Origin of the sequence: Klebsiella grimontii, assembly GCF_042137965.1 — a bacterium.
Taxonomy (GTDB): domain Bacteria; phylum Pseudomonadota; class Gammaproteobacteria; order Enterobacterales; family Enterobacteriaceae; genus Klebsiella; species Klebsiella grimontii.
Genome location: NZ_CP169721.1, coordinates 2,684,417 through 2,709,675 on the forward strand (window position 1 = coordinate 2,684,417; position 25,259 = coordinate 2,709,675).

Consider the following 25,259-nt stretch of genomic DNA (forward strand, 5'->3'; position numbering starts at 1 on the left):
CAAGAAATCAAAATAACGTAGAGGGTACCCATAACACCAGGTTTTATTTTAAGAAGAAAAGTCTGAATATACCTTATAAAGGAAGTTATGGAGAATGAATCTGTTTATGGATGAGAATGTTCGCATTGATATTAAAATTATAACTATATGATTTTGCTGTCATTTAACAAAATACAATCTTAAATTTATCTTATCATTAGAATTTACTTATAGAAAATCGCCTCCTTTAGTTAAATCTTCTGGTTTAACCGGTTGCAACGGATCTTATTCAGAATAATTACAGGTCAGCGGTAAGATTAATTGATCAAGGTCAATTAACAACCCCTGACGCCGTCACAATTATCGGCATTGGCATAAAAACCAGGAACTTTTAATTTTAAGTCTCTTTGCGAATTATCGCATAATAGGTTCGCTCAGAAGGCATCTGAGATTTGATATTTTATTAATAGTTAGGGACGAAATAATATGAAATTAAAATTACTTACAGTGGCCGTCTCTACACTTCTTGCTGCAGGAACCGTGCAGGCAGCAGAGGTGTATAACAAGGACGGAAACAAACTCGACCTCTACGGGAAAGTGACCGGCCTGCATTACTTCTCCAGCGATAAGTCTGAAGATGGCGATCAGACCTATGCGCGTCTGGGCTTCAAAGGTGAAACGCAGATCAATGACCAGCTGACCGGCTACGGCCAGTGGGAATATAACTTCAGCGCCAATAACGTTGAAGGCGACAATTCCGGCGACAAAACGCGTCTCGCCTTCGCTGGCCTGAAGTTCGGCGAATATGGTTCACTGGACTACGGGCGTAACTATGGTGTCGCCTATGACATCGGCGCCTGGACCGATATGCTGCCGGAGTTCGGCGGCGATACCTGGACGCAAACTGACGTCTTCGCCACCGCGCGTACCACCGGCGTTGCTACCTACCGTAACAACGGTTTCTTCGGGCTGGTTGATGGTCTGAATATCGCCGTACAGTATCAGGGTAAAGAAGAGGGCAACGGTCGCGATTTGGCGAAACAGCATGGCGATGGCTGGGGTCTGGCCTCTACCTATGAGTACGAAGGTTTTGCCGCAGGTGCAGCCTACGCGGCGTCCGATCGTACCGATGCGCAGGTTAAAGCGGGTCGCGACAATCCGAACGCATACGCCCGCGGCGAGAAAGCGGAAGTATGGGCGGCCGGTCTGAAGTATGACGCCAACAACCTCTACCTGGCGACCACCTATGCTGAAACCCGCAATATGACGAAGTTCGGTAGCGGCTATATCGCCAATACCGCGCAGAACTTTGAAGTCGTGGCCCAGTATCAGTTCGATTTTGGTCTGCGTCCGTCCATCGCCTACCTGAAATCGAAAGGCAAAGATCTGGGCCGCTACGGCGACCAGGATCTGGTTGAATACCTTGATGTCGGCGCGACTTACTACTTCAATAAAAACATGTCTACCTATGTGGACTACAAAATCAACCTGCTGGATGAGACGAAATTCACCAACGATGCCAAAATCAGTACCGACAACATCGTTGCCGTGGGTATGACCTACCAGTTCTAAGCACAGACGTCCATTGTGCCATGCCTGCCAGCTTACCCTCCTGGCAGGCATTTTTAATGACGGACGGGGCGAAAAAAGCCCGACGCCGTTTCCCGCGCCGGGTAGAGTGAGAAGGGCGATTTATGGCGCGGTACTGAAAAACTCGCCGAATTTTAGCGCCAGCCAGCCAACCGGCGTGGTTGCTCCGCCAACGATATTGGTAATTTCAGACATGCCTTCCGGTACCGGAATATGAGAGTTGACTGCGGCCTGGGTATACTCGTGCGAAATATCCGTCCCAACGTACAAAATACAACTGACCACCAGGGTGCCGGTAATGAACATGCGAAACATGTTGCGCTTGCAGAAGGGCGTCACCATTGCCAGCAGGAACATCAGTGAGGCCAGATCGACAAACGGCAGCACGCGGTTGCCTGGAAGAATAATCGCCAGCACCACCGCCATGGGGATCAACAGCAGTCCGGTCGCCAGCACCGAGGGTTCGCCTATAAGCAGCGCGGTATCCATGCCGATATAGAAGTCGCGGTCAGGAAACTTAGCCTTCAGCTTCGCTTCGGCGGCGTCGCGCACGATCAGCAGGCCCTGAACCAAAATTTCGATCATTTTCGGCAGCAGCAGCATGGCGGCGGAAACTTTAATCGCCAGCGAGACCGCAGCGGAAACGTCGTATCCCGCAAGGAAGGCCAGCAGCAGCCCCAGCACGAAGCCCAGAGTCAGCGGTTCACCAAAGACGCCGAATTTTTTATTAATACTTTCCGGGTCGAAATTAATTTTATTGATCAGCGGGATCTTATCAATAATGTAGTTACAGGCAATCCCAAAGGGGACGTAGGTTATACAGGTAAGATGGGGAAACGAAATCCCCTGGAGATTATAGTTTTTTTGTAAATAGGGAGCGGTTAAATCCGCCGCCAGCAGGGTTAAGATAAATATACCGAAGGTGATACCGACGGAGAGCCAGTAGTTACCGGTTCCGGCATACACCACCGAACCCATAATCAGGAAAATCCAGTAGTTAAATATATCAATATTTACCGTTTTGGTTAATTTCAGCAGCAGCATGGCGATATTGATAACGATAAACCCCACCACCACCGGCAGCATCAGCGGCGAACCCCAGCCGATAGTCGAGGCGGTCGGCCAGCCGGTATCCACCACCGTCAGGTGCAAACCGATACGCTCGACCATGGCCTGCGACGCCGGGCCAAGGTTGGTCAACAGCAGACCGATCACCAGACCCACCCCTTCAAAACCGATCCCCACCAGCATCCCGGCTTTAAATGCGGTGCCCACTTTTACGCCAAAGCACAGTGCGATAATAAAGAATATTACTGGCATCATTACTGATGCCCCCAGACTAATAATGCTGTTGATAATATCCATAATATTTCCTTAAAAGGCGGCCGAATTGGGCGCGAGCGAACCCGTGCCCAATGGGCCCGATAAAAGCGTAACTGGCTCTTTTAATCGTTAACCGATTTTTTTCAGCAAGATCTCAGAAAAAAGCTTCGGCGAATTGCTGAAGGCATCAATAGTACTGCCGGCGATATGCGGCGTTATCGTGACGTTATTCAGCGAATAAAACGCGCTATCGTCCGGCAGGGGTTCATCATCAAAAGTGTCGAGGGCGGCGCCCATGATTTTACCCGCCCGAAGCGCGGCAATCAGATCGGCTTCGTTAATGAGGCCGGAGCGAGCCGTGTTGACGATAATGGCGCTCTCCTTCATCAAGTCGAAATGATGCGCGTTGATCAGGTTTTCGGTTTCCGCCGTCATGCGGGCGTGCAGCGAAATCACATCCGCACGTCGAACCAGCTCATCAAGAGAATCCACCTTTTCATAGCTGTCATGGCCAGCGACGTACTTATCGTAAAAGATAATCTCGCTGCCAAAACCGCGCAGGAAGCCAGCCACCAGCTGAGCGATATGCCCCAGCCCGACCAGACCTACCACTTTGCCGCCCAGTTCAGGAATGGCCCGGTGGTTAGGGCTCTCTTTGCGCCAGAACTTATCGCGCAGCGCATCGTGCGAGCGGGCGATGTTGCGCATCTCCGCCAGAATCATGCCGACGGTAAACTCAGCCACGCTGCGGGCATTACGCCCCGGCGTGTTCATCACTTCAATCCCGCGCGCTTTGGCCTCCGCCTGATTAACGTTTTCAATGCCGCCGCGCAGCACGCCGACGTATTTAAGCTTTGGCAGCTTGTCGAATACCGCCGCGTTAACCGGGGCGAACTGGACTATCAGGATCTCCGTCTCCTCAGCGCCCTGAAGCAGGGCGACAGGCAGCGCCAGCGCCTCTGAACCTTGCTGTTCCACCAGCAAATTATCCTCCTGCAGTTTTTCAATCGACTCGTGCGACCACTCGCGCACTTCCACTGCAATACCTTTATCTTTCAGCGCGTTCAGACCCGCGTCCATCATCGCTGCATTGATAAAAAGATCGGCAATTGCCAGACATTTCATAGACATTCTCCATAAGTTAACGCATCAACATACCGCCGGTGACATCCAGAGTCGCTCCCGTCATATAGCTGGTTTTCGGAGAGACCATGAAGACGCCGATATCGGCAATTTCGTGCGGCTGGGCCACCCGGCCTACCGGAATACGGCTGACGTAATAGTCAGGATTCTGTTCAATGTTTTTACGGATCATCGCGGTATCCATAATGCCGACGGCGATGTTGTTGACATTGATTTTCTGTTTCGCCACTTCGCGCGCCAGCGAAATGGCGAATGCCACCAGGCCCGCTTTACTGGCCGCGTAATGAGCATGACCGGTGGTCGAACCGTGAAAGGCCGCCTGAGAGGTGATATTCAGAATGCTGCCGGCCCGATCTTTCGCCAGGCAGTGGTTTACAAACAGCTGGCTCAGGTGGAATACCGCCTTCAGGTTGATGTTCATCACCTTATCCCAGTCCTGTGGGGTAATTTCAGTAACGTAGCCGCTCAGCCAGATCCCGGCGTTATTGACCAGAATATCGGCATTTCCCAGGCGGTCGATACAGGTGGCGAACAGATTCTCACGGCTTTGCTCGTCGGAAAGATCGGTTTTCACCGCAACGATCTCGACGTTGGTAGTGCTTTTCACCGTTTCGACCAGCAGTTCAGGGTGCTCGTCTTCATGCATATAGGTGAAGCAGATATTGACTCCTTCTCTGGCGAGGGAAAGGACAAACTCTTTGCCGAGGCCCGTAGCGCCTCCGGTAACGATAGCCGTGCGGTGGTGTAAATTCAGATCCATACTTTCCTCGCTTAATGCGTGATGTAGTTGCTGCAGCTTTTCCACGGAGACTGCATTTCCGCTAACAGATTTTTGTAGAGCTGATACTTATCCTGATAGACCTTGTTGTTGTCGGGGTTCGGCGTGACGGTTCGCGAGACGCGCACCATTGCATTTGAGGCGTCGAAAACGTCATCAAACCAGCCAACCATCACCGCCGCGGTCATCGCGGTGCCGAGCGTGCCGTGCTCTTTCACGTCGACAATTTCCAGCGTGGACTGAAAAATGTCGGCAAATACCTGTAACCAAACCGGAGAGTGGGTGACGCCGCCTGCAATCCGAATGGTGCGGCTTAACTGTGGGTTGATGTTGCGTAAACGTTCGGTGTGATAAAGGTGGCTGAAGGCGACGCCTTCATAGATAGCGCGCAGAAAATGCGCTTTTTTATGGAAACTATTCAGGCCGATAAACCCCGCAGAAGCATCCGGGATGGTGTTAGAGCCGAAGACAAACGGAAAGAACAGCAGGTGGCTCTCAACGGGCGTCGTTGTGGAAACCAGCTCATTGCACAGATCGTAGACGGACATACCTTGCGCGGAAGCGGCCGCGCGATCGCCCTCCATAAAGTTATTGATAAACCACTCCAGATTGCTGGCGGAAGTGGGGCTGGCCTCGGTGATTAGCCATTTACCCTCAATCGGATAGATCGAGGTCATAAACAGATCCTGGTCAATAACCGGATGGTCGGTCACGTATTCGTTAATGCTCCAGGTCCCGGTAATAATAGCCAGCTTATCCAACGTATTGATCCCGGAAGCCACGGAAGAAGCCGAGATATCAAAAACGCCGCCGGAAACCGGCGTCCCGGCGCACAAACCGGTCAGCTGCGCCACCTCGTCGGTTATGTAGCCGCAGCAATCGGTGGAGCGTTTAATCGGCGGAAGCTTGTCGCGCAGATCGCCGAGCCCCCACCAGGCCAGCAGCGAGGCGTCATAGTCGCGGTCGCGAACGTTAATCAGGTTGGTTCCTGAGATATCGGTAAGTTCGAGAAAGGCTTCACCGGTCAGGTAAAAACGAATCAGATCTTTGACCATGAAAATGTAGCGCGCTTTGTTCAGCGTTTCCGGCTCGTACTCTTTTAGCCAGGCGAGGAGGGCGACGGGCTGCCCGGCCCAGATGGACTGCATGGTTTTGGGCAAAATATCGCTAACGAACGTCGGCTCGCGGTACCACTTTTCAACCCAGGCCTTAGCCCGGCTGTCGGTGGAGATAATTCCGTTGCGCACCGGGGCACCGGTTTCATCCACCATATACAGCCCGTTGCCGTGGCCGGTTACCGCCACGCCTTTGATTTGGCTGGCGTCGATACCCGACTGCGCGATGGCTTTTTTAATGACTTCAACGTTAGCCGCCCAGAGTTCGTTGATATCGCGCTCGGTATGAAATTCTTTTGGCGTCAGCATTTGCGTTGACTGCGACGCGATAGCGACCACGTTGCCGCTTCGATCGTAAATCGCCGCTTTTGTAACGGTTCCGCCATTATCAATGCCCATGACATAGTGTTCTTTCATTCGCGTGGACTCCTTATGAGTTACCATAATCCGGGTTCGCTGCTGGTAATTCCTTTAAATCCGGCATGGAATATTTTATCTACAAGGTATTTCCGCTTAACAAAGCCTCCGGCGATGAATATCACGTCAAAGCCTTTTAAATTCCGGCTAATCAATTCCAGACACTGGCAGGCATATTCAGCAGGTAAGATCTCAATGGCATCCGGCGGGTTATGCTTAACAATATCGATGGACTGATCCAGCGAACGTGAGTCGATCAGCAGTACCCGAAAGATAGTTAACAATCCCTCTTTTTTTGCATGGCGTAGGGCCGAGAGATTGGAAGAAATAACACCATCAACCTTGTAGTAATTTTTGAGCAGACTAATCCCCGCCTGGTCGGGTTTAAAACCGCCCAATAGCTCCAGGTGAATAAGTACTTTTTTGCCGCTTTGATGACATTTACCAATCAGCGACTGTAAGTTGCCGATATTCGCTTCGGATAACAGTACGTATTCTGATGAACAAGACAGCGCCTGCTCAAAATGTTTATATTTTCTGACGGAAGGAATGATGGTGTTATTTAAGTGCATATTAATACCCGTATGTTTAAACCATGTAGAGGCTGTAAGCATCTTCCGCTGTGGCATTTTCATGGATGATGGCATTCAGACCTGCTACTACTTTTTCTGGCCGTGGGTCCTGCGTAATATTGCGACCCACCGCCACGCCTTTTGCTCCCACCTGCATACAGTGATGAACAAATTTAAAATAGCCGTCGATGCCGGTTTTAGGGCCGCCGAGCGCTAGCACCGGCACTCCGGCGGCTTCGACGATGAGTCTATCGTCTTCGGTACCGGTAAAGCGGGTTTTAATGACATCCGCGCCGAGCTCAACGGCGACGCGGGCCGAGGCGGCGATGATAGCCGGATTATTGGAGTCGTCGCTGGTGACGGGATAGCCATAGGGCAGAGATTCCACTATCAGCGGCATGCTCCAGCGATCGGCCGCCTGCGCCAGCTGCATGGCCATGATATGCGTTTTCTCTTCATTGAACGCGCCGGGGAAGGTCATGCACACCACGCCATCAGCAGCCACTTTCAGCGCATCTTCGATAGAAAAAACAGGGGTGGTATCGGGAACGGTATTATCAAAAATACTCACTGTGCTATCGACGCGTAATACAACGGGAACGCTGTTGAAAATTTCGCGAAAATTTTTCAACATACCCCAGGTCACCAGCGCGCAATCCAGGCCATTTTCGACCAGTACCGGGAGCTGCTTTATCGTATTATCAATACCATTTGTGTTGCTGGAAAAATAGTAGCCATCCAGCGCCAGCGTGACTGATTTACCATCTTTTGCGAAAATTCGGGAGAGACGACGTTCTTTAGACATTGATTAACTCCTGTGAGAGAAAAAAACAAAAAGGCCCTCAGAAACTTTCGTCTCTGAGGGCCTTCGATTCACTTACCCTTTTGATAATCGTTCAGTAAGCCAAACCATTATCAATTAATTTTTCAGCCTTATGGGTAGGGTTTAAATGGCGTTTAATTTAAATCCGTTCCCTTGCTTGAATTAATTACTAGCATGCCTGAGTTCTTTCTGTCTAGCCGTTGTTGATAAACTGAGATGCTTATCACGAATTAGATTTGAGTTTAATCTTATTAGTGCTGGCGCGCTTTGACACTAAAGCCCATTTTTATTGTGCTTATACCGAGAGCAAAGACTCTACCGCCAGCTGCGCCAGCAGCAGCAGAAAGGCGATCAGCGTCAGCCATTTCGCCGGATGCAGCTTGCGCTGCGGAATGGGAGTATTACGCAAACGTACAAACCATTGATTCATTTTCATTATTGACCTCCTGTCCCTGATGTCCATTAGCGAGAAGGGCAAAAATTGAATGCCGATCTAATTGCCTGATATTAATGGATTAGTCGGCAATAACCCATGAATAAATGAAGCTGGTTTAGCTTTCATTCAATAATTGGGACCTAAATCATATCCATAAAAGCTAATGATAAGGGTCCGTCGATACGCGCGGTTGCAGACCCTCATCCGGTTTTCCGTTGTTTACAGGCCTGGTCTCTGCTGACTTCGGAGTTCATGGTCCCAGGGCGGGTTAGCTCCTGGCCTGGAAACCGTCACCGCGGCGGCGCGCATCCCCAGATCGACCGCGCGGCGAACCTGCTCACGTGACAGTGTCACTAGCTTCTCTTTTTCAAGAAGCCCGGCCTGCGAAAGGCTGGCGAGAATACCGGCATTCACCGTATCTCCCGCGCCGACAGTATCGGCCACCGCGACGCGAATCGCGGGAACGTGAAGATGAAAATCTGCGGTCCAGGCATCGGCGCCGTCGGCCCCGCGGGTAACCACAATAAGCTTTGGTCCCAGCGCCAGCCAGCGGCGGATGACCTCATGCTCTTCGCCGGGTTCGGCAAACCACGCGAGGTCTTCATCGGAAAGCTTGACGATATCCGCCAGCGCAATCATGCGCCTCATGCGCGCCAGGTGCTTCTGCCGATCCGCGATGAAAATTTCACGGATATTGGGGTCGAGGTACATCACCCGGCGCGGCGCCTCTCGCGCCATCAGCGTTTCATAAACGCTGCCGCACGGCTCCGCGATGAGGCTGATGCAGCCGAACAACACGGCGGCGACATCATCTCCGAGTTCCGGCAGGTCGCTTTCCCTCAGCATTCTGCCAGCGCTATTTTCATCGTAAAAGGTATAGCGGGCCTGACCGCCTACCAGCCTGACGAAGGCCAGCGTGGTTGGCAGCGGCGCGCGGGTTGAGGGCGAATAATCCACGCCGGATGCGTCAAGCGTGTGGCGCAGCATATCGCCCATAAAGTCATCCGATAAACCGGAAAACAGACTGACCGCCATCCCCTGACGGCCCAGGGCGACGGCGGTATTAAATGCCGCTCCGCCGACGCAGGGAGTAAAAGCGGGGTCATTTTCGCGGCTCTGGCAGGGCAGCATGTCGATGAGGGCTTCTCCGCAGCAGAGGATCATCAGTTATCTCCTTTACGTACCGTGACCACCGGCGGGGTTTCCAGCCGATCGGCGATCTGCATCCAGTTTTCGGCGAAGATCCCGCAGGCGGTCTTGATCTCGACGCCGACGGGGAGCTCCGGACACTCATTTTCGCCGTTGCTGCCCCAGTTAACCCATCCGGACTGGCGGCGCTGGACTATCTGAAACGCGCCGGAGGGGCGGGAGGTCCACCAGATCATCGCCCGGCCGCTAGCCGAATCATACTCGACGGTTTTACTGGCCGGCCCGGGGAAGATGGTTTCATCCGCGACGGCGGAAACGTTAACCGGCGAATCGGTCAACAGCCATTCCCGCTCGGTCTGATCGGCCCGAAGATGCGCTCGGGCGCGCACCTGACTCAGCCGTTCGCGAATCTCCGCTTCATCCAGCACGTGCTCCCAGCGACAGAACATCCGCCAGTAGAGATCCCAGTGGGCAGAAGCCATATCGGTGAGCTGTTCGCGGAATTCGGCAAATTTCGGGCTTTGATTTTCCGATGTGGCGACGGTATTGGCCACCATCGCCGCCAGCTCTTCGGCGTAGGGGTCGCCCGCGCGGTAGCGGGTGCCGCCGTAGGCCGCGAAGCGGTCGAACAGCAGGTTTCCCGGACCGCTCTCAAATTCGTCGCCGACGGTGATCTTGTTGGTCACCGAACGGCCGTTGATCACCGTCGAAAAGTCATCCACCCAGTAGCGCCGCTGAAACCACGGCGTGTTCCAGCTAAATTTCCAGTCGATGGCGAAGCGCTTACCGCGCAGCTCCGGTAATAACCCGTCGGGGATCGCGCCGCGCATGCGGTAGTGATGATAGACCGGACCCTGTTCAACGACCTCAATATCAACGACGGTATGCTCCGGCGGGTTAATCAGTCCGTTCTCCGGGGTAAAGAACGGACCGTAAAAACCGCCGATGGCGTTATTCCCCGAAGGAAGCAGTTCGACGCCGTCCTGCAGAGCGCGGAAATGGCGCAGCCCCCATTTTGATGAACCGACGCCCTGAGCGGTTCCCCGACACATTTCCAGATCGAAACAGCCGGTATTGAGGCGCGCAAAACAGTCGCTCTCCCGGCCGGGCAGCGTCTGGATACCGGATATGTCATCGACTTCAGCCGCCGTGAGCGGCCGGTCAAGCCGCATCTTAAGGGTACCGCTGAAGCTGACCGTCGCGATAAAAGCGGTACTGCTTACCGACGATTCATGCTCGAGGCGCTGGCAAAGGATCCGCTCGTCCTCGTCGGTAATGGCCCACCACAGAGGTTCCGCCAGCCTCTCCGGGAGGGTAAACGTAATCGGTTCGCGATCCCGGGGGCCATTCATCGGGTCCGTCAGGGTAATGTGGTATGTCATGGGCGTGTACTCCATCAGATTTTAAGCAAACGAAAACCCGCCGCCGATGCGGCGGATAAACAACGCGTCAGGGAAAGCTAGCGGGGACGGGCGATCTCTTTTTTCCGCCAGAAGGTAAACAGTTCCGGATGCTGCTTCAGTCCGTCAATCGCCACGGCGAGGATGATGACGATGCCTTTGATTAAGAGTTGGGTGAAAAAGGGCACGCTGAGCAGAATCAGACCGGTACTGAGTACGCCAAGTATTATCGAGCCAATCAGGGTGCCGATAATTCGCCCGCGGCCACCGGCGAGGCTGGTGCCTCCCAGGACAACGGCCGCAATGGCGTCCAGCTCATATCCCGTTCCGGCAGTAGGCTGGGCGGAAATCACCCTGGCGGCGAAGATAATGCCCGCCAGACCCGCGCAGACACCGGCAATCATATACACCGCCGCCAGCACGCGTTTGACCCGTACGCCGGCCAAGCGTGCGGCCTGGGCGTTGCCGCCGACGGCGTAAATGTGACGGCCAAAGCGGGTGCGTTCGAGAATGAACCACGCCAGCAGGTAAACCACCAGCATGATAATGACCGGGATGGGGATCCCAATAAGATAGCCGTTGCCCAGCTCGCGGAAGCTAAGGCTACTCGAAACAATAGGCTGCCCTTCGGTAATGGTGTAGGCCATACCGCGCAGGAAGGTCATTGTCCCGAGGGTGACGATAAACGGCGCGAGGGCGAGATAGGCGGTGAGAACGCCGTTAAGCAGACCGCAGAGCGCGCCAACGCCAACCCCGGCCAGAATCGCCAGCGGCGCGGGGATCCCGGCCATCGCCGCCACCACCGAGACCACGCCGGATACGGCGACGATCGACCCGACGGATAAATCGATACCGCTGGTTAAAATGACGAACGTCATACCCGCCGCCAGAATGGCGTTGACGGAAATCGAACGGGCGATATTCAGCAGATTATCGACGCGGTTAAAGTTTGGCGCGAAGGTCGACATGAGGATCAGCAAAACCAGCAGGACGATTAAGATCCCCACCCGGTCCCACCATTTGGCAAAATCAAACGGCGCTTTGACCGGCAGTTCCGTCACAGGTTTATTGTTGTCCATGGCATTCTCCGGATTGACTGGTAAAGGTTCCTGTTGCGTGCAGCATCACTTCTTCTTCTGTGGCTGAACATGAGGGGAGCTGGTGGACGATTCGCCCGCCGCGCATGACCAGCACGCGGTCGCTGATGCCGATGGCCTCCGGCAAATCGGAAGAGATCACCAGGATGGCTTTGCCGGCGCGAGCGAGCCTGTCTATCAGCTCGTAAATTTCCCTTTTGGCGCCAATATCTACGCCGCGGGTCGGTTCATCGAGGATAAGCAGCCTCGAATCGCGCAGCAGCCAGCGCGCCAGCGCCGCTTTCTGCTGATTTCCGCCGGACAGGGCGCTGACGGGCAGTTCAACCGCGTTTTCCCGCAGCCGCAGCCTGCGCATCTGCTCAAGGACGGCGGCGCGGATGGTTTTGCGTTTAACCACGCCGCCGGCGACAAAGTTATCCAGCGAACTGATATCAATGTTGTGCTCAACCGAATGACCGAGAAACAGTCCCTGGGTTTTACGGTCTTCGGTCACCATTCCAATACCGTCGGCAATAGCGGCGGTGGGGTCTGACGGCTGGCTCTCCCTGCCGGCAAGGCGCACGCTTCCCTGGCTGCGCGGATCGGCGCCGAAGAGCAGGCGGGCAACTTCGGTTCGCCCGGAGCCCACCAGACCGGACATGCTCACCACTTCGCCCGCGCTGACCTCAAAGGAGACCGGGCCGGTCGCACTGCCTGCCAGATCCCGCACTTCCAGCAGGACGTCGCCGGGCGTACGCGGCTCGTGCTGATAGAGATCGACGATTTGCCGGCCGACCATCATGCGCACGATATCGGTGGTTGAGACGTTGCCGAGGTTTTCCGTGCCGATCCACGTGCCGTCGCGGAACACCGTGACCCGGTTTGCCAACTGCCACACCTCTTCCATGCGGTGCGAGATGTAGACCATGCCGACGCCGTCCTGGCGCATCTGCGCGATCAGCCGGTATAGCTGGAGAGTCTCCGCCCGCGACAGGGCGGCGGTCGGCTCATCAAGCACCAGTACTTTCGCGTTTTCACTGACGGCGCGGGCGATCTCCACCATTTGCTGACGCCCGATGCTCAATGACCCGAGCGGCGCCTGCGGGTCGATATCCGCGTTAATTCGATTCAGCTTCTCTTTGGCCTCCCGGTGCATCCGTTTGCGATCGAGAATACCGGCGAAAGAGGTGGGCTCCTGGCCGAGAAACAGGTTTTCCGCCACCGTCATATCCGGCACCGTGTTCAGCTCCTGGTGGATAATGGCGATACCATATTTGCGCGCGTCCCGGGGCGTGCGAATATCAATCGCTTGTCCATCAATAAAAATAACGCCGCTATCGCGCTGCTCGTTGCCGGAGAGGATTTTCATCAGCGTGGATTTACCCGCGCCGTTTTCCCCCATCAGGGCATGGACCTCTCCGGCGAATAAATCAAAGCGTACGTTGTTCAGCGCGAGCGTCGCGCCGTAGCGTTTTGAAATCCCTTCCAGCCTGAGTAAGGGAGGTGATGATATGTCGGCCATTGTCTTTGCCCTCAGGGATGAGCCTGAGGGTCATCCCGTTTGTTGCTGCTTAGAGTGACGATGTGATTACCAGCCCGGATAGCTACCCACGTTATCGCGGGTGACCAGTACGCTCGGGATCAAAACGGTACGGGAGGCGATCGGCTTACCGTCGACCATATCCTGAGCAAGCGATATGGCCTGGCGAACCATTTCTCCCGGGTTTTGCGTCGCGGTGCCGATAAAAGGCGAGCCGCCGCGCTTGAGTTCTTCAACCGCCTCCGGGCTACCGTCGACGCCGGTCACGTTGATCGCGCCCGCTTTGCCCGCCTGTTCAACCGCCAGCACCGCGCCAAGGGCCGAAGGATCGTTCATACCGAAAATACCGGAGACGTCCGGGTTGGCCGTGAGCATATCGGTGGTGACCATCAGGCCCGATGCGCGGTCGTTGCGCGATGCCTGCTGGCCGACAATTTTGATATCCGGGTATTTTTGCGCGACGTTTTTACAGCCTTTAATGCGGTCGATAATGGTCTGAATTGGGGTCCCATCGACCAGCAGCACTTTGCCTTTGCCGCCCATCTGGCTGAACAGGTACTCGCAGGAGGTCTCCCCGGCCTGAATGGCGTTGGTCATGATCGCCGCGTCAGCGCCTTTAGCGGGGGTATCGACTGCGATAACGATAATGCCGGCGGCTTTTGCCCGCTGTATCGCCGGTTCGATCCCGGACTCATCGACGGCGGAAATAATAATGAGATCCACTTTCTGCTGAATAAAAGCGTCAATCTGCGTGTTCTGGTTTGCCAGATCGACCTGCGCATCCTGGACATTAAGGGTTGCGCCGATTTTAGCCGCAGCCTGCTTAGCGTTTCTCTCCATCGCGGAGAAGAACGGGTTGGACATGTCCTGCACCATTAATCCGATACGGGCGATTTTTTTGCTTTCCTGCGGCGCGGCGCTGGCTGCGGGAGCCAAGCCTGTCATGGTGGTGATTACCGCGGCAACCGCGATAGCCAGCCATGCTTTACGAAGTTTGGTCATATTCTGCTCCTTTCATTTTCTTGTGGTACGAGGTACGGCCAGGTGTGGGGATGCCTCAGAAATAATCCCCTGATGTTGTTTTTTAATCGCGACTGAATAATTCAGCCGTTATTTAAAACGCTAAAACGATGAAAGAGTGGCGGCAAAATTGTTTCGCTCGGGTTAGCCGCTTTTTGGCTGGAAGGACAGAACCGCAAGAGCAATGTCTGTCGGCCCGTACAATGCCGTCTGGGCAGCCATCTCAATCGTGTCTTTTTAAGTGTTATGGGCTTTTCTACAGCCGCAGGACTGGCGAATCACCAGCTCGGCGGGAACTTTAAGTTGGGTCTCTATCTCGCCTTTTCCTTCCTGATTAATTAAGCGAATCAGCATCTCTGCCGCCTGCCTGCCGATCTCTTCACTGTTTTCATTGAGCACCGTGAGCGGTGGATTTAACAGCGGTGCCCAGTCGAATTCGTCATAGGCAATAAGGGCCATATCGCCGGGAATGGCTATCTGGCGCTGCTGGAGTTGGTTGAGCGAACCCAGCAGAATAGGGTTGTTCCCGGCAATAAGCACGTCCGGCAGCGCTTCCCCGCGCGCCAGATACTGGCTCAGTTTTTCAGAGGCCGACTGCGCGTCGTTTTCCGTTTCCAGGACTTCAAGCGTGGCGCCGCACTGCTCAGCGGCTTCGCGGATCCCGCGCTCGCGTTCAAAACGCGTGGTCCAGCGGTCCGGGTAGATCAGCAGCAGCCAGTTTTTATAGCCGTGCTGCGCCAGATGGTTCCCCACCAGCAGGCTGGCATGGTAATTGTCGGTGGTGACGCTGGGAAAATTGTGCTCGCCGCGGGGAGGAGAGTCGACAAAGACCACCGGGATATCCCATTTCGCCAGCAGGCTCAGGCTCTCCGGCTGGAGCGTCACCGTCGAAATGATCCCGGCCATCCGCGATTCGATCAGGCGGTTAATCATGCGATCTTCCTGCGCCCGGTCGTAGATCCCGTTTACCGCGATATCGCCAAGCACCACGGTCCACTGCGAAGGCTGCAGCATCTGCTGAATCCCGGACATCAGGTTGAGGTAGTAAGAGTTCGACGCATGGGCCGTAATCACCGCCACCGAGTCTCTGCTCGAACGGCGTAGCGCCTGTGCCGCGCGGTTAGGGACGTAGCCGAGCTCGCGCGCCACTTTTAAAATCAGCTCCCGGCTATCATCAGCTACGCCATCGCCACCGTTAAGCGCGCGTGAGACGGTGAACATTGAAAATCCCGTCGCCTCACTCACGTCCCGCATCGTCGCTTTTCGCATTTTTCGCTCTCTGCATTTATGAAAATTACCCGTGATATAAACGGTTATTTCCTTAACCTAAACGTTTATGAGACAAAACATAAACGTTTAGGTTTGTTTGATCAGTGAGCCGCTTCTCGTTTTGTGAACAGAAGGTAAACAATGCTGTTTATGAATGAATTCTCTGTATTTATTGATTTAATGCATGCCTTTACCCTTAGCCGCTTTGTTACGCTTAGGCCCATTCATTGGCGGTCAGACAGGGTAGTCGTGTTGGAAATCTTTTTTTAACCCACTGAAAAGTATCCTCTAAATATTTTTCACATCGCAAAAATCACGGTCCGTTATCGACGGATCCGCTTTTGTATAGGTTAAAAAAGGTTCACCATGAAAGTCACATGGAACGTCAGCCCCGTGGGCTACCAGCTGATTAGCAAACGCTGCCCCGCCTGTCATGGGCAGCAGGATTTCACCCCATCCGGCGCCTTCCGGGTCAATTCACAAAAAAAGATGCTCGATGTCTGGAGTATCTATCAGTGCGTCCGCTGCGCGTATACCTGGAACATCAGCCTGTTCTCTCGTTTACCGATCAGCAAAATCAATCCGCAGCTCTACGAGCGGCTTATCGCTAACGATAAATCTGCCGTCGAGGCTTATTCTCACGATCTGCTGGTGCTGCGGCGTAATCGCGCGTCGCCGTCAGGATCGCCTGAATTCATGGTCAAGGAGCGCTGGCGAATCAGCCTTGTTCGCGCTTCTCAGGTGAGAGTGGAGGTTACCGTCGCGCGAGCCTTTCAGACCAGCCTGCTATCGGTGCTGCGAAGTCAGCTGTGCCTTAGCGGTAGCGCTGTCCGTAAGCGCCTTGCGTCGGGAGATATCGGCGGCATCACCCTGAAGGCGTTGCGATCGCCCCGGCTGAGGCCGGAGGGATATACGCTTTATATCACCAGGGAGGTTCTCCTCGCCCGCAGGCGCATTCCGTTGTCTGCAGGCCCGGATCGCAGAAGACGATAGCCAATGTCCCCGGATAGTGGTTCTATCCGGGGAGCAGGCTCGCAAAAATGAGTGCGGATTGCCATAAGGGGAAAATTAACCTTGCCTTCATTACTGTGTATTTATACAGTTTGTGGCGGCGGCACGACGAGAATATCGATCGCGACAGCGAAGGGCTTGGCGGATGCCGCGACGGCTAATTCCGTTGACCAGGGAGTGAATGAGATTTATGGATACGCGTAAAGAAGTGTTGTTTGTGCTCATCGAGGAGTATGCCGACTGGGAGTTTGCCCTGCTGGCGCCAGGGCTGCGCCGGGGGTTTGGCATATGGGAGCCGCAGTATGATGTCAGGACCGTTGCCGCGGATGCGGGGCCGGTGATGTCCATTGGCGGGGTCCGTTGCCTGCCGGATTATACCTTCGAGACGATACCCGATGATTACGCCGCGCTGGTGTTGGTGGGCGGTATGAACTGGTGGGGAGAAGAGGCCCGGCGGGTGGTGCCGCTGGTAGAGCAAGCGCAGGCCCGGCAGATCGTGGTTGGCGCGATATGCGATGCTTCGGCATTCCTCGGCGCGCACGGCTTTCTCAATGATGTCGACCACACCTCGAACGGGCTGGCCTACCTGCAGAACAGAGCGGGCTCCGCCTACAGCGGCGCTGCGCGCTACCGAAGCGTGCCTTCGGTTCGCGACGGCAATCTGGTGACCGCCAATGGGGTTGGCTTTGTGGATTTTACCTGCAATATGCTGGCGGCATTAAACGCGACGCAGGCGGGCGAAATCGAAGCGATGCGGGCGGCGTTTACGTCGGGAATGTTTACTGAAGGCTGAGTCAGAGACGACCGCTGCTGTACGGCAACGGGCTGAAACAAAATGCCTTTCTCGTGGGCGCGCCGTGAATGACCGGTGAGCGCCGAAGGTGAAACAGGCGGCACGAGCCCGGCGCGATGTTCAGCAACGCGCAGGGTTTCGCCATGCGCGAACCCTGCCTTAACCTCTCGTTCTGCGGGCTTAGCCTGCGCTTGCGTAATACACAAACGCCAGCTTATTGCCGTCCGGATCCCTGACGTAGGCGCTGTGGAAGCCCTCACCGTACTGCGGGCGGTGTCCAGGGGCGCCTTCATCAGTTCCCCCGAGGTTCAGCGCCAGCTGATGCAGCTGCTGAATATGCTCAACTGAACGAGCGTTCAGCGCTACCATCACGCCGTTACCCGTCGTCGCCTGCTGCTGGTTAAACGGTCTGCCAACGCACAGTCCGATGGTGCTGTTTCCGCTGAATGTCCCCCACGATGCGCCTTCATCGCTCCGACCGCTCTGGGGATGCCCCAGCATTGCCATCAGCGGGTCGTAAAAACGCAGCGCGCGCGGCAGATCGTTGGTGCCGAGCATGATGTAAGAAAACATGGCTCCTCCTCATAGTTGGTCTGAAGGTCGATGCCAATCTAGCAGCAAGGAGGAGGCCATGCAGGCCGGGGGGCTAAAAATCATACCTTCATCGCGATTATTCCGCGATTTTGCCCGCGCGCGAGCTGGCGACTCAGCTCAGGTCGTGCAGATCTTTCTCGTTTGGCGGCAGCAGCGCTATATCGTGGAAATTAACCCGTAGTCCGCTACGCTGCGGCGTGCAGCACATGACGCCGATCTTCACCGCTCCGCTGGGAAAAGGGCACAGCCGCAGCAGCGGCCACTGACGGCCATCCGTAGAGTACTGCAGGCGCAGCGCTTCCCCCCGACGGGTCAGACGCAGCCAGAATTCGCCGGGGTCGCCCGGGAAAACACCGGTCGCCCAGTCTGATTTCCCCTGCGTCAATACGCTGCCGATAGCGGGCGCGCCGTCATTGTACTCAATACCGGCCTTGAGCCAGCGTTGCGCGTCCTGCATAAGCAGGATCCCCGCCTGGTCATACAGGGTGCTGAAGTCGGCGCGGACCCGCACCTGAAAGGTGAAATCCGCTGCGGCCTCCGTCGCGTAGATATGGCCGGAGAAGCGCTCAAATCCGTACCAGGTTTCGCGCCAGAAGTCGGTTTGCGCATCGGTGACTACGCGGAGTACGCCGTCCTCTTCCGACCATGTCGCGGGTTCGTTAATCCAGTGAAATACCTGATGCATTAGGCCTCCTGTGTTTGCTGAATAAGCGTTAAAAAGCGCAGCGTGTCCTCGTCTGCCTGCTGAGCGAGGCGCGCGTCCCATGCCGGGCTGTCGGCATCGCAAAAACCGTGCAGCGCATTGAACATCCGGCAGGTCACGGAGGGAATTTTCTCCAGCTCGTTTTGCATGACGCGGGGATCGAACGCCGGTTCATCGCGGGCGATGATAACAAGCGTCGGGCAGGGGGGCGCAACGTCGCTGTACAGGCGGATCCGCGATCCATAATGGCACACCGCGGCGTCGCAGAGCCCGCTCCTGGCGGCCAGCCAGGCTAAAGTGGCGCCCACGCTGTAGCCGATAAGAATTAGCGTGCCGTATTTCGCTCTAAGCTCGGCCAGCAGCGACACAATGGCGGCGGTATCAAATCCGACGTTATCGGAAAAGTGGCGCCAGGCCTCGTCCTGCTGGTCATAAGCAAAAGGCGCAGAGTGGGGAAAAAGCGCGGGCGTAAAGACAGCGTAACCGCGGCTTCTCCAGGTCGCGGCGGTTCGCTGAATATGCGCGTTGAGGCCATAGATTTCATGCAGCAGGACGATGGCTTTATCGCAATCAGGTAACATAAACGCGCCTCTGGCGGACAAAATAGGGTTTATTACCGGTCGGATGGACAGTTTATCAGGGCTGAAGCCTGTAGTATAAACCTACCGCACGGCAGGTTGCTCGTGCATTAAGGTCTTTGATTTTCCTTCGCGGACGATCGCCACGATGCGGCATGACATCAAGGTACCGTTATTTTTTTAGCTTATCTTTTACCCCGTTAGCGAGGCCGTATGAATGTGAACCGTGCCGATATGGCCGACCTTATCTATTTTTGCGCCATCGCGCGCCATCATAGTTTTAGTAAGGCTGCCGTCGAACTTGGGGTGAGCGCCTCGACCCTAAGCCACGCCCTGAAGGGGTTTGAGGCGCGGCTGGGCGTACGCCTGCTGAACCGCACGAGCAAAAGCGTCACCCTGACGGCGGCAGGCGAGAGCCTGGCCAGCGCGGTAAGCGAGCCGGTCGCCTCCATCGATGCCGCGATGGAACAGCTCAACCAGTTCCGCGATTCGCCGGCGGGGCATATTCGGCTTAACGTCGCCGTTGAGGCCGCCACGCTGCTGCTGGCTCCGGTACTGCCGGTTTTTGCCGAACGTTATCCCGATATTGAGCTGGATATCGTGGCCAGCAATCGCATTGTCGACGTCACGGAACAGCGCTTCGACGCCGGGATCCGCTATGGCGGAACCGTGCCGGAAGATATGGTGGCGCAGCGCCTGTCCGCCGATGTGCGCTGGGTGGTCGCGGCGTCGCCGGAATATCTTGCCCGCTTTGGCGAACCCCGGCATCCCAACGATCTTCACCAGCACCGCTGCGTCAGCAATCGTCTGGGAAACAACCGGATTTATAAATGGGAGTTTGAACGCGGCGAAGAGCAGCTCACCGTCAAAGTGCCGCCGCTGTTAACGGTCGATCTGGCGGAGACGGGCGTAGTGGCCATTCTGCAGGGGTTCGGCCTGATGTACCTGCCGGAACCGCTGATAGCAGAGCACGTCAGCGCCGGGCGCCTGCGTCTGGTGCTGACCGACTGGGCCTCATACGGACCGGGATTCTATATCTATTACTCCAGCCGTCATCAGCTTCCCACCGGGCTGCGCCTGTTAATCTCCCTTGTGCGGGAAATGAAGCCGCTCGGTCTGTAGCCCGATTGATGAAAATAACTCACAGCCCCATTCGATAGCGAGGGCTGGCTCCTTCTTATTCCGCGCCTTAACCTGTGGCAAAAGAGAAGGAGAGCTTGATGAACTATTCGCACCGCTGTATTCCCGGTCTGTTCTGGCTTTTGGCCGTCACCGCGTTTCTGTTTAGCTTTACCCCTACCAGCCGTGCCGCCGAGGCTAACACGCTGGTTATTGTCTCCCATCCTTATCCTGAACAATCGGTCATGACCAAAGGTCTGGAGGAGGCTGCGCGAAGCGTGCCCGGCGTGACCGTACGCAATCTCGAGGCGCTTTACGGCTTTGACAGCCGAAACATCAATGCCGATGAAGAGCGACGGCTTATGCGGGAACACGCGCGCGTCGTTTTTATTTTCCCGACCCACTGGTTCAACATCACGCCGATGATGAAGGCCTGGCTGAACAATACCTGGGGTAGCGTGGGGCCGGGGATATGGCAGGGCAAAGAGATGATGATCGTGACGACGGCCGCGGGAGGTGAATCCACCTACGGCGAGTCCGGGCGGATCGGCGTCAGCCTGGCCGACGTCTTTACGCCGATGAAGGCCAGCGCGCTGCATGCGGGCATGACCTGGCTTCCCCCGCTGGCTTTTGAGAATGCCAGCCGCCGCCGGCTTCCTGAGTACCAGCGCCAGCTGGTGGAAAGGTTGACGAATTAATATGCCGATGAGGAATTTATCGTGAAAGCTTTTATTACCGCTGCCGCCATGTCGTTGATGCTGGGCGCTCCCGTCCTGGCTGAAGAAAAAAGAGGTGAAAAAATGGCTCCATTTAGCCCAACCCAGTTGTCCGTTGAAGATGTTCAATCCGTCGCGCCCGCGCTTGCCCGTTTCGGCAGCGAGGTGTTGACAGAGGACCTCTGGGCGCGAAATGAACTCTCGCGCCGCGATCGCAGCATCGTGACCGTAGCGATCCTTATCGCCCGTCACCAGCCCGCGGAGCTAAAACATTACGTTGACGTTGCCCTGGATAATGGGGTCACAGCGGCTGAAATCTCCGAGATCGTTACTCATCTGGCTTTTTATTCCGGCTGGCCTAACGCGATGTCCGCCGTTGCGGTGACGAAAGATATTTTTATCGCGCGCGGTATTGGCCGCGAGCAGCTGGCTTCGGCGTCCCCGGAGCTGCTTCCTCTTAATCAGGCGATGGAAAAGCAGCGCTCAACAACGGTAGAGCAGAACGTCGGCGCGATTTCCCCCGGGCTGGTGAAGTTCACAACGCAACCGCTGTTTCTTGACCTGTGGCAGCGCCCGGGGCTGAAGCCGCGCGACCGCAGCCTGGTGACGGTCAGCGCGCTGATTGCCGCCGGGCAAAGCGCGCAAATTGGCTACCACCTTAACCGGGCGATGGATAACGGCCTCACCGCGGAAGAGGCGGGAGAGGTCGTTGCGCATGCCGCTTTCTATGCCGGCTGGCCAAACGCCTTTTCGGCGGTAGCGGTGGTCAGTGAAGTCCTGCGCGCTCGCGGCCTGGCAGGGTGAGCGGATGTTCAACTCTCTTAGCGCCACGCTAATCATTTTTATGGCAACAACGGGCGCGGCATTCTCTGCCGGGCAGGAGAACGGAGTGAAGATTCAGTTTGCGTTTAACGCAACGACGGTAGTCGGTTTGCTGGATGAGAGCGCAGCGGCTAATGAGTTCCTGGCACAGCTGCCGATGACGGTGAAGCTTGAGGATTATGGTTCCACGGAAAAAATCGCCTGGCTGCCGGCTAAGTTGCGCCAGGCGGATCCTGGCGCATCGCTAACCCCACGGCGCGGCGACATCGCCTATTACGCGCCGTGGGGCAATCTGGCCATTTTTCGCGAGGATTTTCGCCAATCGTCCGGGCTGATAAAGCTTGGCCGGGTGGTCGAGGGGCTTAAATCGCTTGACCAGCCGGGCACAGCGACGGTGACCATCAGCCGGTATGTTGAGTAGGCATAGCGCGTTAAATAAACAGATCGTTATTTCACTTCAGCATGATGAATGAAACTGTCCAGGCTCTGGACAGTTTCATTGCGTTGCGATATCCCATTCTGCCGTAGCCATTGCCGCCCGCTGAGGATTATCTGCCAACCGCGCCTCCCGCATCGGCGAAAATCATCTACACTTTTCCAGCCAGGTCGTTTTCAAACCTAACGAGACACTATCGTCATCGGACAGAACATCCAGCCTTTACCCCCGACTAACTGCAGGCGTCAGGCCCGCAGCCTTGTTTTCTCAATAGAGGAGTTTGTAACATGGCATTTGTGACAACCAAAGACGGCGTCAATATTTTCTTTAAAGACTGGGGCCCGAAGGAGGCGCAGCCGATCGTATTTCATCACGGCTGGCCGTTGAGCGCCGATGATTGGGATAACCAGATGCTGTTTTTCCTGGCAGAAGGCTTCCGGGTGATTGCGATTGACCGACGCGGTCACGGTCGTTCCGATCAGGTAAGTGAAGGTCATGATATGGACCATTATGCCGCCGATGCTTCGGCGGTGGCGGAACATCTGGATCTGCATAACGCCGTGCATATCGGCCATTCTACCGGCGGCGGGCAGGTTGCGCGCTACGTTGCGCAGTATGGTCAGCCGCAGGGTCGTGTGGCCAAAGCGGTGCTGATCAGCGCGGTTCCGCCGCTGATGGTAAAAACGGAGAGTAATCCTGGCGGTACGCCAATCGAGGTATTTGATGGTTTTCGCAAAGCGCTGGCCGCCAACCGCTCACAGTTTTATCTCGACGTGGCGTCCGGGCCGTTCTACGGCTTTAACCGCGATGGCGCGGAGGTGTCGCAGGGCACCATTCAGAACTGGTGGCGTCAGGGAATGACCGGCAGCGCGAAGGCGCATTATGATGGGATTAAGGCGTTTTCTGAAACGGACCAGACCGAGGATTTAAAAGCCATTACGCTACCGGTGCTGGTGATGCAGGGCGATGACGATCAGGTTGTGCCTTATCAAAACGCCGCCATTCTGCAGGATAAGCTGCTGCCGAACAGCCAGCTAAAAATTTACCCCGGCTTTCCGCACGGTATGCATACCTCGCACGCCGATGTCATTAACGCCGATCTGCTGGCGTTTATCCGCGCGTAGCTGCGGGATAAGAAAGGCCGCCATCCGGCGGCCTTATCACACACTTCAGGCCTGATTCAGGCTTTCATGCTGGAGGATTTTCAGCATTTCATCCTTCAACAGAAGTTTTTCTTTCTTCATATGTACGAGCTCGAGACTGTATCCTTTGCCATCGACTCCTTCTATGCGGGAAATGTCGTGATCGAGTGCATTATGTTTTTCGAATAGCGACTGAAAGCGCGGGTGCGTGGTTTTCAATCGAGAAATTAGCTCTCTGTATTCTGGAAACATGTACCTTCCTTGTTGATGGTGATAAGTGTGTACGCTGACACACACATTCAGATTACCCATATGAATAAAATGGTAATGCGAACGAAGTCGCGTTTATGTTACATACCCATTGAATCTCAGGGGCCGGAAGCGGCCTGGAGGCATAGATGACAGTTGAAGAACCCACCATTGCGCTGGTAGGCCCGGGCGCAATCGGTACCACCATCGCCGCTGCGCTGCACGAGGTTGGCCGTACGCCTCTGGTATGCGGTCGCCGCGCGCATCCGCAGCTGTCGCTGCGTTTCGATGGCGGGAAGATTGTGGTGCCGGGGCCCGTCGTGACGGAACCGGCATCGGTCGTCGCGCCGTTCGACCTGGTCTTTGTGGCGGTAAAAGCGACGCAAATTACGGCGATTGCGCCGTGGTTGAAAGCGCTATGCCACGATCGCACGGTTGTCTGCGTGCTCCAGAACGGCGTTGAACAAAAGACGCAGTTCGCACCGTACGTAGCGGAAGCGACCGTGCTGCCATCGGTCGTCTGGTTCCCGGCGCAGCGTGAACCCGAGGCGTCAGTCTGGCTGCGGGCGAAACCGCGGCTGACGCTGCCCGATGTCCAGGGGGCTGAACGGGTGAAGCATGCGCTACGGGACACCCGCTGTGAAGTGGACGTTAGCGCTGATTTCCTCTCCGTTGCGTGGCGGAAACTGCTGCAAAATGCGGTCGCTGGTCTGATGGTGCTGACGGGGAGGCGGGCAGGGATGTTTGCCCGCGAAGATATCACGGCGCTGGCTTTAGCCTATCTGCAGGAGGGGCTGACGGTGGCGCGCGCCGCAGGCGCCAGCCTGGGCGACGGCGTGCCGCAGGAAATTCTCGCCGGTTTCCATCGCGCGCCCCCGGATTTAAGCACTTCAATACTTACGGATCGCGAGGCCGGGCTGCCGCTGGAGTGGGATATTCGCAACGGGGTCGTGCAGCGATATGGTCGTATTCACCATATCCCCACGCCGCTCAGCGATGTGATTGTGCCGCTGCTGGCCGCCGCCAGCGACGGCCCGGGCTAAAGGCGCGGGACACCGGCGTGATAACGTTTCCCGGGATCAGATTGATTCCGCCAGCCGGTCGACAACCACGTTGCCGCTATTATCAAACTGGGTGATGCGGTAATTCACGCAATAGGAACGACGGGTGGTAAATTGATTGAATAACGCCACCCGGCCTTTTTTATCGCCATTTTTATTCACAATAATCCATTCGGTGACGTCCGTTGAATTAACTTTATCGCTGCTGGCGTCCTGTTGTTCGACCAGACGATCTTCTTTTTCTACCTTCAAAAAATCACGTAACATTTATTTATCTCCGCTCATCATTGTTTTTAACAATACTCTTTTTATCGATTCATTCAATTAAACATTTTAATCAATGATGTTGATTATTAGCCTGAGATGAAGTGTGCTGATTATTTATTTAACTTATTGTTTATAATA

The 25,259-nt window shown here is 55.5% G+C and carries 27 protein-coding genes; 9 read left to right on the forward strand and 18 right to left on the reverse strand.

What is annotated here, in order from left to right:
- The first annotated feature begins 465 nt into the window (after positions 1-465).
- The gene (gene ompC, locus ACE3MN_RS12740; protein WP_004136332.1) at positions 466-1,551 is read left to right on the forward strand and encodes a porin OmpC; all 1,086 of its coding nucleotides are present in this window, start codon (positions 466-468) and stop codon (positions 1,549-1,551) included.
- Between the two features lie 120 nt (positions 1,552-1,671).
- On the opposite strand, the gene ACE3MN_RS12745 is transcribed toward ompC, so the two are convergent.
- From ACE3MN_RS12745 to ACE3MN_RS12805, 13 genes are all read right to left on the reverse strand, one after another.
- Positions 1,672-2,934 (reverse strand): PTS galactitol transporter subunit IIC, encoded by a 1,263-nt coding sequence (locus tag ACE3MN_RS12745; protein WP_004136334.1) that lies wholly within the window; start codon positions 2,932-2,934, stop codon positions 1,672-1,674.
- An 87-nt stretch (positions 2,935-3,021) separates the two neighbouring features.
- Positions 3,022-4,017, reverse strand: a complete 996-nt coding sequence (locus tag ACE3MN_RS12750) for a 2-hydroxyacid dehydrogenase (protein ID WP_102649778.1) — start codon at positions 4,015-4,017, stop codon at positions 3,022-3,024.
- A gap of 16 nt (positions 4,018-4,033) precedes the next feature.
- Positions 4,034-4,795: an SDR family NAD(P)-dependent oxidoreductase gene (locus ACE3MN_RS12755; protein WP_024358109.1), complete on the reverse strand. Its 762-nt coding sequence runs from the start codon at positions 4,793-4,795 to the stop codon at positions 4,034-4,036.
- A gap of 11 nt (positions 4,796-4,806) precedes the next feature.
- Positions 4,807-6,345 carry an FGGY-family carbohydrate kinase gene (locus tag ACE3MN_RS12760; RefSeq protein ID WP_102649779.1) on the reverse strand — a complete coding sequence of 513 codons (1,539 nt, stop codon included), beginning with the start codon at positions 6,343-6,345 and terminating at the stop codon, positions 4,807-4,809.
- Between the two features lie 20 nt (positions 6,346-6,365).
- Positions 6,366-6,917, reverse strand: a complete 552-nt coding sequence (locus tag ACE3MN_RS12765; RefSeq protein WP_004136340.1) for a glycerol-3-phosphate responsive antiterminator — start codon at positions 6,915-6,917, stop codon at positions 6,366-6,368.
- A gap of 16 nt (positions 6,918-6,933) precedes the next feature.
- Positions 6,934-7,722 carry a class I fructose-bisphosphate aldolase gene (locus ACE3MN_RS12770; protein ID WP_004136342.1) on the reverse strand — a complete coding sequence of 263 codons (789 nt, stop codon included), beginning with the start codon at positions 7,720-7,722 and terminating at the stop codon, positions 6,934-6,936.
- Positions 7,723-8,035: 313 nt separating this feature from the next.
- A complete protein-coding gene (locus ACE3MN_RS12775) occupies positions 8,036-8,176 on the reverse strand; it encodes a hypothetical protein (protein ID WP_165775014.1) in 141 nt (46 codons plus the stop codon).
- A gap of 219 nt (positions 8,177-8,395) precedes the next feature.
- Positions 8,396-9,340 (reverse strand): carbohydrate kinase family protein, encoded by a 945-nt coding sequence (locus tag ACE3MN_RS12780; RefSeq protein ID WP_102649780.1) that lies wholly within the window; start codon positions 9,338-9,340, stop codon positions 8,396-8,398.
- The gene (locus ACE3MN_RS12785) at positions 9,340-10,707 is read right to left on the reverse strand and encodes a hypothetical protein (protein ID WP_102649781.1); all 1,368 of its coding nucleotides are present in this window, start codon (positions 10,705-10,707) and stop codon (positions 9,340-9,342) included. Before ACE3MN_RS12785 ends, ACE3MN_RS12780 begins: the two co-directional genes overlap by 1 nt.
- Before the next feature lie 77 nt (positions 10,708-10,784).
- Positions 10,785-11,804: an ABC transporter permease subunit gene (locus tag ACE3MN_RS12790; RefSeq protein ID WP_004120114.1), complete on the reverse strand. Its 1,020-nt coding sequence runs from the start codon at positions 11,802-11,804 to the stop codon at positions 10,785-10,787.
- Positions 11,791-13,323, reverse strand: a complete 1,533-nt coding sequence (locus ACE3MN_RS12795) for a sugar ABC transporter ATP-binding protein (protein WP_004136348.1) — start codon at positions 13,321-13,323, stop codon at positions 11,791-11,793. The genes ACE3MN_RS12790 and ACE3MN_RS12795 overlap by 14 nt, the downstream gene beginning before the upstream one ends.
- Positions 13,324-13,389: 66 nt before the next feature.
- Entirely contained in the window at positions 13,390-14,343 is a 954-nt protein-coding gene (locus ACE3MN_RS12800; RefSeq protein WP_004136350.1) for an ABC transporter substrate-binding protein, read from the reverse strand.
- A 255-nt stretch (positions 14,344-14,598) separates the two neighbouring features.
- Positions 14,599-15,630, reverse strand: a complete 1,032-nt coding sequence (locus tag ACE3MN_RS12805; protein ID WP_049089755.1) for a LacI family DNA-binding transcriptional regulator — start codon at positions 15,628-15,630, stop codon at positions 14,599-14,601.
- A gap of 366 nt (positions 15,631-15,996) precedes the next feature.
- Here ACE3MN_RS12805 and ACE3MN_RS12810 point away from each other — a divergent pair, with 366 nt between their 5' ends.
- Both ACE3MN_RS12810 and ACE3MN_RS12815 read left to right on the forward strand, forming a co-directional pair.
- Complete coding sequence (locus ACE3MN_RS12810) at positions 15,997-16,623, forward strand: DUF1062 domain-containing protein (protein WP_049130294.1); 627 nt, start codon at positions 15,997-15,999, stop codon at positions 16,621-16,623.
- Positions 16,624-16,831: 208 nt separating this feature from the next.
- Positions 16,832-17,434 (forward strand): DJ-1/PfpI family protein, encoded by a 603-nt coding sequence (locus tag ACE3MN_RS12815; RefSeq protein ID WP_004136356.1) that lies wholly within the window; start codon positions 16,832-16,834, stop codon positions 17,432-17,434.
- A 180-nt stretch (positions 17,435-17,614) separates the two neighbouring features.
- Here the strand turns inward: ACE3MN_RS12815 and ACE3MN_RS12820 are convergent, their stop codons facing one another.
- The 3 genes from ACE3MN_RS12820 to ACE3MN_RS12830 form a co-directional block, all read right to left on the reverse strand.
- Positions 17,615-18,007 (reverse strand): VOC family protein, encoded by a 393-nt coding sequence (locus ACE3MN_RS12820; protein WP_024358118.1) that lies wholly within the window; start codon positions 18,005-18,007, stop codon positions 17,615-17,617.
- Between the two features lie 133 nt (positions 18,008-18,140).
- Positions 18,141-18,713: a DUF1349 domain-containing protein gene (locus ACE3MN_RS12825; RefSeq protein ID WP_004136360.1), complete on the reverse strand. Its 573-nt coding sequence runs from the start codon at positions 18,711-18,713 to the stop codon at positions 18,141-18,143.
- Positions 18,713-19,312 carry a dienelactone hydrolase family protein gene (locus tag ACE3MN_RS12830; protein ID WP_004136362.1) on the reverse strand — a complete coding sequence of 200 codons (600 nt, stop codon included), beginning with the start codon at positions 19,310-19,312 and terminating at the stop codon, positions 18,713-18,715. Before ACE3MN_RS12830 ends, ACE3MN_RS12825 begins: the two co-directional genes overlap by 1 nt.
- A gap of 210 nt (positions 19,313-19,522) precedes the next feature.
- On the opposite strand from ACE3MN_RS12830, the gene ACE3MN_RS12835 reads away from it, so the two are divergent.
- The 5 genes from ACE3MN_RS12835 to ACE3MN_RS12855 all read left to right on the forward strand — a co-directional run bounded on the left by ACE3MN_RS12835 (position 19,523) and on the right by ACE3MN_RS12855 (position 23,526).
- Positions 19,523-20,431, forward strand: coding sequence for a LysR family transcriptional regulator (locus tag ACE3MN_RS12835; RefSeq protein ID WP_004136364.1), 909 nt, complete (start codon positions 19,523-19,525; stop codon positions 20,429-20,431).
- Positions 20,432-20,529: 98 nt separating this feature from the next.
- Positions 20,530-21,126 (forward strand): NAD(P)H-dependent oxidoreductase, encoded by a 597-nt coding sequence (locus ACE3MN_RS12840; RefSeq protein ID WP_024358121.1) that lies wholly within the window; start codon positions 20,530-20,532, stop codon positions 21,124-21,126.
- A 21-nt stretch (positions 21,127-21,147) separates the two neighbouring features.
- Positions 21,148-21,948, forward strand: coding sequence for a carboxymuconolactone decarboxylase family protein (locus ACE3MN_RS12845; protein WP_049130296.1), 801 nt, complete (start codon positions 21,148-21,150; stop codon positions 21,946-21,948).
- 4 nt (positions 21,949-21,952) lie between these two features.
- Positions 21,953-22,387 (forward strand): cyclophilin-like fold protein, encoded by a 435-nt coding sequence (locus tag ACE3MN_RS12850; protein WP_024358123.1) that lies wholly within the window; start codon positions 21,953-21,955, stop codon positions 22,385-22,387.
- 302 nt (positions 22,388-22,689) lie between these two features.
- Positions 22,690-23,526: an alpha/beta fold hydrolase gene (locus tag ACE3MN_RS12855; protein WP_004136371.1), complete on the forward strand. Its 837-nt coding sequence runs from the start codon at positions 22,690-22,692 to the stop codon at positions 23,524-23,526.
- A gap of 45 nt (positions 23,527-23,571) precedes the next feature.
- Here the strand turns inward: ACE3MN_RS12855 and ACE3MN_RS12860 are convergent, their stop codons facing one another.
- Positions 23,572-23,796, reverse strand: coding sequence for a YdcH family protein (locus ACE3MN_RS12860; protein ID WP_004136373.1), 225 nt, complete (start codon positions 23,794-23,796; stop codon positions 23,572-23,574).
- Between the two features lie 146 nt (positions 23,797-23,942).
- Here ACE3MN_RS12860 and ACE3MN_RS12865 point away from each other — a divergent pair, with 146 nt between their 5' ends.
- Entirely contained in the window at positions 23,943-24,836 is an 894-nt protein-coding gene (locus ACE3MN_RS12865; RefSeq protein WP_049100428.1) for an oxidoreductase, read from the forward strand.
- Positions 24,837-24,872: 36 nt separating this feature from the next.
- Here the strand turns inward: ACE3MN_RS12865 and ACE3MN_RS12870 are convergent, their stop codons facing one another.
- Positions 24,873-25,121 carry a hypothetical protein gene (locus tag ACE3MN_RS12870; protein WP_004136375.1) on the reverse strand — a complete coding sequence of 83 codons (249 nt, stop codon included), beginning with the start codon at positions 25,119-25,121 and terminating at the stop codon, positions 24,873-24,875.
- Between the last annotated feature and the right edge of the window lie 138 nt (positions 25,122-25,259).